The following is a 12,336-nucleotide window of genomic DNA, read 5'->3' on the forward strand; positions in this document are numbered from 1 at the left end:
CCGTGGCCGACGCGGTCACCGTGCCCGACACCAGGCTCGCCGTGTCCTGGAGCACTACGTGCCGGGGTTCGAGCGAGGGGCACTTCCCCGGTGTCCTGCTGCCGGACGTGGCGGGACCCGCAGAGGACTTCACGACCGCGAACATCTATGGAGCCCGGTACGACGTGTGGGTCGTGTCCGCCGCCGGCGGTGGGGAGGAGCTGCCGGCGCGGCTGGGCACGCTCGCGGTGCCGGGCCGGCGGGACTGGCGCGCGGCCGTCGCCGACCCGGCGCCGGTGGCCGGGACCGCGGCGCCGGCCGGGCGGGCCCGACGCGTGGCCTCGGTGTGCGCCGGCGCCTTCATGTTCGCCGAGGCCGGGTTGCCGGAGGGGCGGCGGGCCGCCGCGCACTGGCGACCGGCCCGGGAACCGGCGCTCGCCCATCCCGCAGTCGCCGTGCAGACGGACGCCCTGTTCGTCCGGCACGGCGACGTCGTCACCTCGGCCGAGGTGAGCGCGGGCGTCGATCTCGCCCTCACCCGGCCACCCCGGGACGACGGGCGGGCGCTCCGCCGAATCGGTCCGGCTCGAAGCGCGGCCCAGGTGCTCCTGGAGGCGGGCGACGAGCCCGTCGAACACCGTCGCGGCCCGTGCCGGCTTCGGCTCGGCGAAGGCCATGCGGCGGGCCTTCCAGAACGCGCTGGGCATCTCACCGACGGTCTGCCGGGCCCGCGGAGAGCCGTGCCCGGACGACCGCCCCCGGGTGAGCCGTGAACCCCTGTCAGGTACCGGTGCCGGTGAGCGTCCCGCCGGCGGCCGGCCGCCCGCGGGTGCCGCCCGGCTCCGAACGCCCGCCGGGGCGGGGCACGTTGTCATCATCACCGGGATCGCGGGTACGGCCGTCGGTATGGTCCCGTGCGCCGATGTCCCGCCGCCCCGGAAAGCCGCGCCGCCGTGGCCGGGGGGCGCCCGTGGGTGAGGCGCTCGCGCTGGCCTCCGCGCTCTGCTTCGGTGTGACCCACTTCGCGAACGGCCTGGTCGCGCGCAGGAGCGACGGCGTCACCGCGGCCCTCCACGCACAGCTCGCCGGGACCGCGGTCGCGGTGGTGTCGGCGCTCGCGTCCTCCTCCGGCGGCGCGACGGCGGGCGACTACTGGTCCGGGGCCCTGTCGGGCACCGGTACGGGGGTCGGGGTCGCGTTCCTGTACCGGGCCGTGGCGCAGGGGCAGATGAGCGTGGTCGTCCCGGTCAGCGACGTGGGGGCCGTCGCCCTTCCCGTCCTCGTGGGCGTGGCCTTCCTCGGGGAACGGCCGGCCGCCGTCGCCTGGGCCGGGATCGCCGTCGCCGTACCGGCGCTGTGGCTCGTCGCCCAGGCCGCGGGGCCGGGTACGGACCGTCACGGCGCCGGGCCGGTGACCGCCGGGGTGCCCGCCGCGCTGGCCGCGAGCGCCGGCTTCGGGGTGCAGTTCCTGGCGATGGCCCAGGTGGGGGCGGACGGCGGCCTGTGGCCCGTCGTCGTCAGCCGGGTCGTGTCCGTGGTGGTGATCGCCGTGGTGCTCGCCCTGTACCGGTCCCCGGTGACGCTGCCCGGCAGGCTCGCGGCCGTGGCCGGCGCGGGCGGTGCGGTCGGGACCGTGGCCGTCCTCCTCTACCTCGCCGCGACGCGGCACCAGCTGATGGCCGTGGCCACCGTGCTGTCCGCGCTCTACCCGGCCATCCCGGTGCTGCTGGCACTGGCCTTCCTGCACGAGCGGCTCACCCGCCGGCAGACCGCCGGACTGGTGTGCGCGGCCGCCGCCATCGCGCTCGTCGCCCTGCGCTGAGCACCGTGGCCGACACCCCCCACGGCGGACCGGCCCGGGAGACTCGCCGGTCGCCGGGCCGCGCGTCCCGCGGGACCCCTTAGTCGCCGCGGGGGGCCCTGGGGGCTGTAGGGGTGTCCCGCGTCATCGGCGCCTGCCTAGCCTCCGACAGCGGAGGGGAAGCGGACCGGAAACCGTCCGGAGGCGATCCGCACGGCCGAGGCCCTCACTTCGATCTCGATCGGATGGCGCGCTGGTGAACAACGAAGAGCAACTGCTCGACTATCTCAGGCGGACGACCGCGGATCTGCGGGAGGCGCGGCGACGGCTGCGCGAGAACGAGCAACGCGCACACGGCCCCGTCGCCGTCGTCGGCATCGGCTGCCGCTACCCGGGCGGCGTCACCACCCCCGAGGAGCTGTGGGAGCTGGTCGCCACGGGCACCGACGCGGTGTCGGACTTTCCCGCCGACCGCGGCTGGGACGTGGACGCCCTGTACGACCCCGACCCGGCGCGGCCCGGCAGGACCTACGCCCGCACCGGCGGATTCCTGTACGACGCCGCCGACTTCGACCCCGACTTCTTCGGCATCAGCCCCCGCGAGGCCCTCGCCATGGACCCGCAGCAGCGGCTGCTGCTGGAGACCTCCTACGAGGCCTTCGAACGGGCCGGCATCGTCCCGGCCTCCCTGCGCGGCAGCCGTACCGGCGTGTTCGCCGGCGTGATGTACAACGACTACGCCACCCGCCTCACCTCCGTACCCGACGACCTCGACGGCTACCTCGCCAACGGAAGCGCCGCCAGCATCGCCTCCGGGCGCGTCGCCTACACCTTCGGCCTCGAGGGCCCGGTGGTCACCGTCGACACCGCCTGCTCCTCCTCCCTGGTCGCCCTGCACTGGGCGGTGCGGGCGCTGCAGTCGGGGGAGTGCTCGCTCGCCCTGGCCGGCGGGGTCACCGTGATGTCCACACCGGAGACGTTCATCGACTTCAGCCGGCAGCGCGGACTCGCGCCGGACGGACGCTGCAAGGCGTTCTCGGCGGCGGCCGACGGCACCGGCTGGGGCGAGGGCGCCGGCATGCTGCTGCTGGAACGGCTCGCCGACGCCCAGCGCAACGGGCACCCGGTGCTCGCCGTGATCCGGGGCAGCGCGGTCAACTCCGACGGCGCCAGCAGCCGGCTGACCGCGCCCAACGGCCCGTCCCAGCAGCGGGTCATCCGGCAGGCGCTGGCCGGTGCGGGGCTCACCGCCGCCGACGTCGACGTGGTCGAGGCGCACGGCACCGGCACCTCCCTCGGCGACCCCATCGAGGCGCAGGCGCTGCTCGCGACGTACGGCCGCGAACACCCCGCCGACCGGCCGCTGCTGCTCGGCTCGGTCAAGTCCAACCTCGGGCACACCCAGGCCGCGGCCGGTGTCGCGGGCGTCATCAAGATGGTGCTGGCCATGCGGCACGGCGAGGTGCCGCCCACTCTCCACGTCGACGCCCCCACGGACCAGGTCGACTGGGACGCGGGCGCCGTCGAACTGGCCCTGGAACGGCGCCCGTGGCCCGCCACCGGACGGCCCCGCCGCGCCGCCGTCTCCTCCTTCGGCATCAGCGGCACCAACGCGCACGTGGTGCTGGAGGAGGCACCCGCCGACCCGGCTACCGGCGACCCGGTGTCCGCCGACACGGCTTCCGGCGACCCGGCCGCGACCGAGGGCGAGTCCGACTCGTCCGCGGGCAAGGCCGGTCACGTCCCCTGGATCGTCACCGGCCGCACCCGGCAGGCCCTCGCCGCGCAGCTCGCGCGCCTGCGCGACCACGTCGACGCGCGCCCCGGCCTGCGCCCGGCCGACCTCGGCCTGTCGCTGGCCACCACCCGAGCCCACTTCGAGCACCGCGCCGTCGCGGTCGGCCGGGACACCGGCGAACTGCTCGCCGCGCTCGCCGCCGCCGCCCCGCTCACCCCCGTCGGCGGCAAGACGGCGTTCCTGTTCACCGGCCAGGGAGCCCAACGCCCCGGCATGGGCCGGGCCCTGTACCGGGCCTTCCCGGTGTACGCCGAGGCCTTCGACGCGGTGTGCGCGCTCGCCGACCAGGGCCTTGCCCGGCCGCTCGCCGAAGTGATCGACACCGACGCCGAGTCGCTGACCCGGACCGACTACGCGCAGACCGCCCTGTTCGCCACCGAAGTGGCCCTGTACCGCCTCCTGGAGTCCTGGGGCGTGACCCCGGACTTCGTCGCCGGGCACTCCGTCGGCGAACTCGCCGCCGCCCATGTCGCCGGGGTGCTGTCCCTGCCGGACGCCGTCCGGCTCGTGCTCGCGCGCGGCACCCTGATGGCCGCCCTGCCCCCGGGCGGCGCCATGGCCGTACTGCGCGCCGGTGAGGACGAGGTCGCCCCCCACCTGGACGACCGGGTCGGCCTCGCCGCCGTCAACGGCCCCCGGTCGGTGGTCGTCTCGGGCACCGAGGAAGCCGTCGACGCCCTCGTCGCCCGCTTCGGCAAGGGCAAGCGGCTGACGGTGTCGCACGCGTTCCACTCGCCGCTGATGGAACCGATGCTGGCCGACTTCGCCAAGGCCGCCGCCGCGTGCTCCTACTCGGAGCCGCGCATCCCGGTCGTCTCCACGCTCACCGGCGCCCTCGCCGGACCCGGCCTGCTGACCAGCCCGGACCACTGGGTGGACCACGTCCGCGGGACCGTCCGCTTCGCCCCCGCCCTGACCGCCCTGCACGAGCTGGGCGTCCGGACGTTCCTCGAAGTCGGCCCCGACGCGGCCCTCACCGCCCTGGCCGCGGACTGCCTGCCCGAGGACAGCGTGACCGTCGCCGGGCTGCGCCGCGACGGCGACGAGGAACGCGACCTGGTCACGGCCGTGGCCCGCTTGCACGCGGCCGGCACCGCCGTCGACTGGGCGGCGTTCTTCGCCCCGCACGGCGCCCGCCGCACCGAGCTGCCCACCTACGCCTTCCAGCGCGAACGCCTCTGGCTTGAGGCCGCCCCGAGCGGCAGCGGCGACGCCGACGGCCTCGGCCAGAGCGCCACCGGGCACCCGCTGCTGAGCGCCGCGAGCGACCTGCCCGACACCGGGGGAGCGGTCCTCACCGGCCGGCTCTCCCTCGCCTCCCACCCCTGGCTGGCCGACCACGCCGTCCACGGCACCGTGCTGCTGCCCGGCACCGGCTTCGTGGAGATGGCCCTCCAGGCCGCGGAACGCACCGGCTGCGCCACCGTCGAGGAACTCACCCTGCACGCCCCGCTGATCCTGCCCGAGCAGGGCGCGCTCGCCGTACAGGCCGCCGTCGGGCCCGAGCGGGACGGACGGCGGGAGCTGACCGTGTGGTCCCGCCGCGCCGACGGCCCCGACACCCCGTGGACCCGCAACGCCGCCGGCGTCCTGACCACCGCACCCGCCGACGCCGCGACCCCGGCCGGCCTGCCCGACTGGCCGCCCCGGGACGCCGAACCCGTCGACCTGGACGGCCTCTACCCGGGCCTGGCACGCACCGGTTACGGCTACGGCGAGGTCTTCCAGGGCCTGCGCGCCATGTGGCGCCGCGGTGACGAACTGTTCGCCGAGGCGGCACTGCCCGAGGGCGCCCGCGCCACCGCCGCCGCGTTCGCCGTCCACCCGGCGCTGCTGGACGCCGTCCTGCACGTCAACCTGCTGGAGCTGCCCGGCGGCCAGGCGGTGCTGCCGTTCGCCTGGGGCGGAGTCACCCTGCACACGGCGGGCACCGACACCCTGCGCCTGCACCTCGCCCCGTCGGGCCCCGAGGCCGTCACCCTCACCCTCGCCGACGCCGCCGGGGCGCCCGTCGCCACCGTGCGCAGCCTCGTGGCCCGCCCCGTCTCCGCCGAACAGCTCGCCGGGGACGGCGACGACCCGCTGTACCGGATCGACCTCGTCCCGGCACCGGTCCCGGCGGCCACCGAGGTCCCGGCCCTCGCGGTGTGCGGCTTCGGCGGCGCCGCCCCGGGCGAGGGCGAGGCGGCCGGCGCCCACGACGCCGTCCTCGACGCCCCCCGCCACCGCGGCCTGGCCGCCCTCACCGCCGCCGGTCCCGTCCCCGGCCTGGTCGTCCTGCCGGTACCGGGCGCCCCGGACCCCGTGCCGGACCTCCCCGCCCTCGTCCGCGACCGGGTGAACGCCACCCTGGACATCCTCCGCGCTTGGCTCGCCGACGACCGCTGCGCCGGCAGCCGGCTCGCCGTGCTGCTGCGGACCGGCGACCTCGCCCACGCCCCGCTCTACGGACTCGTACGCGCCGCCCAGGCCGAGAACCCCGGCCGGTTCCTGCTGGTCGACAGCGACGGCAGCGCCGCCCCGGGCCCCGCCCTCGCCGCCGCGCTCGCCGCCGGTGAACCGGAGGTCGCGGTGCGGGACGGCGAGGTGCGGGTGCCCCGGCTGGCCCGCGCCAAGGCCGGCGAACCGCCCGTGTGGGACCCGGACGGCACCGTCCTGATCACCGGCGGCACCGGTGGCCTCGGCGCGCTGATCGCCCGTCACCTGGTCACCGAGCACGGCGTACGGCACCTGCTGCTGGCCGGCCGGCGCGGCGCGGACGCCCCCGGCGCCGCCGAACTCGGCGACGAGCTCGCGCAGTTGGGCGCCGAGGTGACCCTCGCCCGGTGCGACGCCGCCGACCGGGACGACCTGGCCGCGCTGCTCGCCGCGCACGAGGTGCGGGCGGTGGTGCACGCCGCCGGTGTCGTCGACAACGGCGTGCTGGCCACCCTGGACGCGGACAAGGTCGACCGGGTGCTGCGGCCCAAGGTGGACGCCGCCTGGAACCTGCACGAACTGACCCGCGACAGCGGCCTGTCGGCCTTCGTCCTGCTGTCCTCCACCGCCGGTCTGCTGGTCGGCGGCGGCCAGGCCAACTACGCCGCCGCCAACACCTTCCTCGACGGCCTCGCCGCCCACCGGCGTTCGCTCGGCCTGCCCGCCGTCTCCCTCGCCTACGGACTGTGGTCCGGCTCCGGCGGCATGAGCGCCGGCATCGATGCCGCCGACCTGGAACGGCTGCGGCGGCTCGGCCTGCCGCCGCTCACCCCGGCCCAGGGACTGCGCACCTTCGACGCCGGCCTCGGCACCGAGGACGCGGTCCTGGTGCCCGTACGCATGGACGCCGCCGCGGTGCGCGCCCGGCCGGACGGCGTACCCGCCCTGCTGCGCGGCCTGGTCCGGCCGGCCCGGCGGCGCGGCGCCGAACCCGCCGCGGGCGCCCCCGCCGGCTCCTGGCGCGAGCGGCTCGCACCGCTGCCCGACGCCGACCGGGACCGCGCCCTGCTGGAGCTGGTCCGCACACACGTCGCCGGCGTCCTCGGGCACCCCTCGCCGGAGTCGGTCGACCCGGGGCGCGCCTTCCAGGAGATGGGCTTCGACTCGCTCGCCGCCGTCGAACTGCGCAACCTCCTCGCCGGCGCCACCGGCCTCACCCTCCCGGCGACGCTGGTGTTCGACCAGCCCACCCCTCACGCCCTCGCCGCCCACCTCAAGACCGCGCTCGTGCCCGGACCGGCCGACCAGGCCCGCTCCGCACTGGCCGAGCTGGACCGGCTCGAAGCCGCCCTGCACGCCCTGCCCGACCAGGACGGCAGCCACGCCCGCGTCACCGCGCGCCTCGAAGCGCTGCTGCGCGGCTGGCAGGACAGCCACGCGCGCCCCACCGACCCCGGGTCGCCGGCCGACGTCCGCGACGTCCGCGACGCCAGCGACGAAGAACTCTTCGCCAGGATCGACAACGAACTGGGAGCCCTGTGATGGAAGACTCGGCCACGGCCGGCAAGCTCCGCGACTACCTCAAGCGGGCCACGACCGAGCTGGAGCGCAGCCGCCGCCGCGTACGGGAGCTGGAGGAGCAGGACCACGAGCCCGTCGCCATCATCGGCATGGGCTGCCGCTACCCCGGCGGCGTGCGCACCCCCGAGGACCTGTGGCGCGTCGTCGACGAGGGCGTCGACGTCGTCACCGAGTTCCCGGCCGACCGCGGCTGGGACGTCGAGGCGATCTACGACCCCGAGCCCGGTGCCCCCGGCAAGACCTACGTCCGCCACGGCGGCTTCCTGCACGACGCCGCCGAGTGCGACCCGGCCTTCTTCGGCATCAGCCCCAAGGACGCCCCCGGCACCGACCCGCAGCAGCGGCTGCTGCTGGAGGTCACCTGGGAGGCCTTCGAGCGGGCCGGCATCGACCCCACCACGGTGAAGGGCACCCCGACCGGCGTCTTCGTCGGCCTGATGCACCACGACTACATCGGCGGCACCATCTCGGGCAGCATCGTCTCCGGCCGCATCGCCTACACCCTCGGCCTGGAGGGGCCCGCGGTCACCATGGACACCGCCTGCTCCTCCTCCCTGGTCGCGCTGCACTCGGCGATCCAGTCGCTGCGCAAGGGGGAGTGCTCCCTGGCGCTGGCCGGCGGCGCCGCCGTCATGGCCAGCCCCGAGATGTTCATCGAGTTCAGCGAGCGCCGCGCGCTGTCCCCCGACGGCCGCTGCCACTCCTTCTCCGAGGACGCGGCCGGCGCCGCCTGGGCCGAGGGCGCCGGCATGCTGCTCGTGGAGCGCCTGTCGGACGCCCTGCGCAACGGCCACCAGGTGCTGGCCGTCGTCCGCGGCTCCGCCGTCAACCAGGACGGCGCCTCCAACGGACTGACCGCGCCCAGCGGCCCGGCCCAGATCCGCGTCATCCGGCAGGCCCTCGCCGACGCCCAGCTCGCCCCGCACCACATCGACGCGGTCGAGGCGCACGGCACCGGCACCACGCTCGGCGACCCCATCGAGGCGCAGGCCGTCATCGCCGCCTACGGGCAGGACCGGCCGGAGGGCCGGCCGCTGTGGCTCGGCTCCATCAAGTCCAACATGGGCCACCCGCAGGCCGCCGCGGGCGTCGGCGCCGTCATCAAGATGGTCATGGCGATGCGCCACGGCACCCTGCCCCGCACCCTGCACGTGGAGAAGCCGTCCACCGCCGTCGACTGGAGCGCGGGCGACGTCCGCCTGCTCACCGAGCCCCGCCCCTGGGAGACTCCCGACGGCCGCCCGCGCCGCGCCGGTGTCTCCTCCTTCGGCATCTCCGGCACCAACGCCCACACCATCCTGGAGGAGGCGCCGCCCGCCGCGACGGACGGGACGCCGAAGGAGCGGGCCGCGCTGCCCGTCGTGCCGTGGGTGCTGTCAGGCAAGGGCGCCGACGCCGTCCAGCGGCAGGCGGAGCGGCTGCTCGCCGTCGCCGGTGACCTCGAACCGTACGACGTCGGGTACTCGCTGGCCACCACGCGCACCGTGTTCACCCACCGGGCCGCCGTCACCGGCCGCGACCGGGACGAGCTGCTGGCCGGCCTGCGCGCCGTCGCCGACGGCAGCCAGGCCCCCGTCGTGGCCCCCGAACCCGGCAGGCTCGGCGTGCTGTTCTCCGGGCAGGGCTCCCAGCGTCCCGGCATGGGCCGCACCCTGCACGCCGCGTTCCCGGTGTTCGCCGCCGCGTTCGACGAGATCTGCGCCGCCTTCGACGCCCACCTGGACCGGCCGCTGCGCGAGGTGATGTCCGACGAGGACACCGACCCCGCCCCGCTGCACCAGACCGTCTACACCCAGGCCGCGCTGTTCGCCTTCGAGACCGCCCTGTACCGGCTGCTGGAGCACTGGGGCGTCCGCCCGGACCTGCTCGCCGGGCACTCCATCGGCGAGGTCGTCGCCGCGCACGTCGCCGGCGTCCTGGACCTGCCCGACGCGGTCGCCCTGGTCGCCGCCCGGGGCCGGCTGATGCAGGAACTCCCGGCCGGCGGCGCGATGGTGTCCCTGCTGGCCGCCGAGGCCGAGGTCACGCCGCTGCTCACCGACGGCGTCGACATCGCGGCCGTCAACGGCCCGCGCGCGGTGGTCGTCTCGGGTGACGAGGAGGCCGTGGCCGCCGTGGCCGCCCGCTTCGACAAGACCAAGCGGCTGACGGTGTCGCACGCCTTCCACTCCCACCGCATGGACCCCATGCTCGACGCGTTCCGCGAGGTGCTGGCGGGCCTCACCTTCCACGAGCCCCGCCTGCCGGTCGTCTCCAACGTCACCGGCCGCCTGGCCGACGAGCTGACCTCGCCCGACTACTGGGTGCGGCACGTCCGCGAGGCCGTCCGCTTCCACGACGGCGTCACCGCGCTGGCCGCCGAGGGCGCCACCCGCTTCCTGGAGGTCGGCCCCGACGCCGTGCTCTCCACCATGGCGCAGGACGTCGTACCGCACGTCATCGCCACCCAGCGCCGCGACCGCGCCGAGGACGCCGCCCTCCTCGACGCCCTGTGCCGGCTGCACCTGACCGGCACCGGCCCCGACTGGCGGACCGTGTTCGCCGGGGGCCGCAAGGTCGACCTGCCCACCTACCCGTTCCGCCGTGACCGGCACTGGGAGGACGCCCCCATCCTCCAGGCCGAGCGCGCCGCGGCGGGCCGCGCGGCCACGGACGCCGCCGACCCGTTCTGGGAGCTGGTCCGGGACCAGGACGTCAGCGCCGTCGCCGCCACGCTCGGCGTCACCGACGAACCCTCCGTCGCCGCCGTCGTACCCGCGCTGGCCGCCTGGCACGAGCAGCGGCAGGCCAACGCCGCCGCCGACGGCTGGCGTTACCGCGTCGCCTGGGAGCCGCTGGCCCCCTCCGCGACCCCCGCGCTCGGCGGCCACTGGCTGGCCGTCGTCCCGGAGGCCGACGACCCGTGGACCACGGCCGTCCTGACCGGGCTCGCCGACCAGGGGCTGCGCGTCGACACCCTCACCGCACCCCAGGCGGCCGGCCGGGCGGAGCTGGCCGCGCTGCTCGCCGGCCGGGGCGGCGTCGACGGCGTGCTGTCCCTGCTGGCACCGGCCGCCCCGCTCACCGCGACCGCCGCCCTGGTGCAGGCCCTCGGCGACGCCGGGATCACCGCCCCGCTGTGGTGCGCCACCCGCGACGCCGTCGCCCACGGCACGGCCGCCACCGTCAGCGGCTTCGCCCAGGCCCCGGTGTGGGGCCTCGGCCGGGTCGCCGCCCTGGAACACCCCGACCGCTGGGGCGGACTCGTCGACCTGCCCGCCGAGACGGGCCCGCGGACCGCCGCCCGGCTGGCCGCGCTGCTCGCCGACGCCGGCGGCGAGGACCAGGTCGTCGTCCGCGAGTCCGGCGCCTACGGCCGCCGGCTGGAGCACGCCCCGGCCCGCGCCGGCGCCCCCTGGAAGCCGTCCGGCACGGTGCTGGTCACCGGGGCCACCGGCGCCGTCGGCGCGGCCGTCGCCCGGTGGCTCGCCGCCGAGGGCGCCGACCACCTGCTGCTGACCTCCCGCCGCGGCCCCGACGCACCCGGCGCCGCCGACCTCGTCCGCGAACTCACCGACGCCGGCACCCGGGTGACCCTCACCGCCTGCGACGTCGCCGACCGGACGGCACTGGCCGCACTGCTGGACTCCGTACCGCGGCAGCACCCCCTCACCGCCGTCGTGCACCTGGCCGGCGTCCTCGACGACGGCGTCCTGGACGCGCTCACCCCGGACCGGTTCGCCGGCGTCCTCGCCCCCAAGGCCGACGCCGCCCGCCACCTGCACGAACTGACCGCGGACCGGGACCTGTCGGCGTTCGTGCTGTTCTCCTCGCTGACCGCCACCGTCGGCGGCGCCGGACAGGCCAACTACGCCGCCGCCAACGCCTTCCTCGACGCCCTCGCCGAGCACCGGCGCGCCGCCGGGCTGCCCGCCACCTCGATCGCCTGGGGACCGTGGGGCGGCGACGGCATGGCCGCGCACGGCACCGTCCGCTCCGCCGCCCGCGCCATGGGCATGTCCCTCCTCGACCACGGCCGCGCGCTGACCGCGCTGCGCCGCGCCCTGGACGGCGGCGACACCACCGTCACCGTCGCCGACGTCGACTGGTCCGCGTTCGCGCCCGCGTTCACCGCGACCCGGCCCAGCGCCCTGCTGTCCGCGCTGCCCGAGGCGCGGCGCGGCCCGGCCGGGCCCGCCGAGCCGGGCGCGGCCGACGGCTTCGCCGAGAAGCTCGCCGGCCTCACCGGCGGCGAACGCGAGCGCGCGCTCCAGGAGCTGGTGTGCGGCCAGGCCGCCGCGGTCCTCGGCTACGGCGGCGCCGACGCCGTCGAGCCCACCACCGCCTTCCGCGACCTCGGCTTCGACTCGCTCACCTCCGTCGACCTGCGCAACCGGATCAGCGGTGCCGCCGGGGTGCCGCTGCCGGCCACGCTCATCTTCGACTACGCCACCCCCGCCGCCCTCGCCAAGTACCTGGGCACCGAGCTCGCGGGCGCCGACACCTCCGTGGACTCCGTCCTCGCCGACCTCGAACGGGTCGCGGCCCGGCTCGGCGACCTCACCGCCGAGGACATCGAGCAGGGACGGATCACCGCCCGCCTCCAGACGCTGCTGGGCGACCTGAACAAGACCCTCGGCCAGGACGCCGCCGCCCTCGCCGGACGGCTGGAGGAGGCCTCCGCCGACGACGTCTTCGCCTTCATCGACAACGAACTCGGCTCGGCGTGACCCCACCCTCCCACGACGCCCCGGCCCCACCGCAGTCCACCTCTTCGCAC

4 protein-coding genes are annotated in these 12,336 nt (G+C 76.8%); all 4 read left to right on the forward strand.

The annotated features are described in order from the left end of the window. Positions 1-20: 20 nt before the first annotated feature. The 4 genes from ACZ5DC_RS23825 to ACZ5DC_RS23840 all read left to right on the forward strand — a co-directional run bounded on the left by ACZ5DC_RS23825 (position 21) and on the right by ACZ5DC_RS23840 (position 12,286). Complete coding sequence (locus ACZ5DC_RS23825; protein WP_468655730.1) at positions 21-752, forward strand: DJ-1/PfpI family protein; 732 nt, start codon at positions 21-23, stop codon at positions 750-752. A gap of 197 nt (positions 753-949) precedes the next feature. Further along, entirely contained in the window at positions 950-1,801 is an 852-nt protein-coding gene (locus ACZ5DC_RS23830; protein WP_468655732.1) for an EamA family transporter, read from the forward strand. Between the two features lie 235 nt (positions 1,802-2,036). After that, entirely contained in the window at positions 2,037-7,538 is a 5,502-nt protein-coding gene (locus ACZ5DC_RS23835; RefSeq protein ID WP_468655734.1) for a type I polyketide synthase, read from the forward strand. After that, a complete protein-coding gene (locus ACZ5DC_RS23840) occupies positions 7,535-12,286 on the forward strand; it encodes a type I polyketide synthase (RefSeq protein ID WP_468655736.1) in 4,752 nt (1,583 codons plus the stop codon). The genes ACZ5DC_RS23835 and ACZ5DC_RS23840 overlap by 4 nt, the downstream gene beginning before the upstream one ends. Positions 12,287-12,336: the final 50 nt, after the last annotated feature.

Source organism: Streptomyces sp. NPDC031445 (assembly GCF_055581365.1).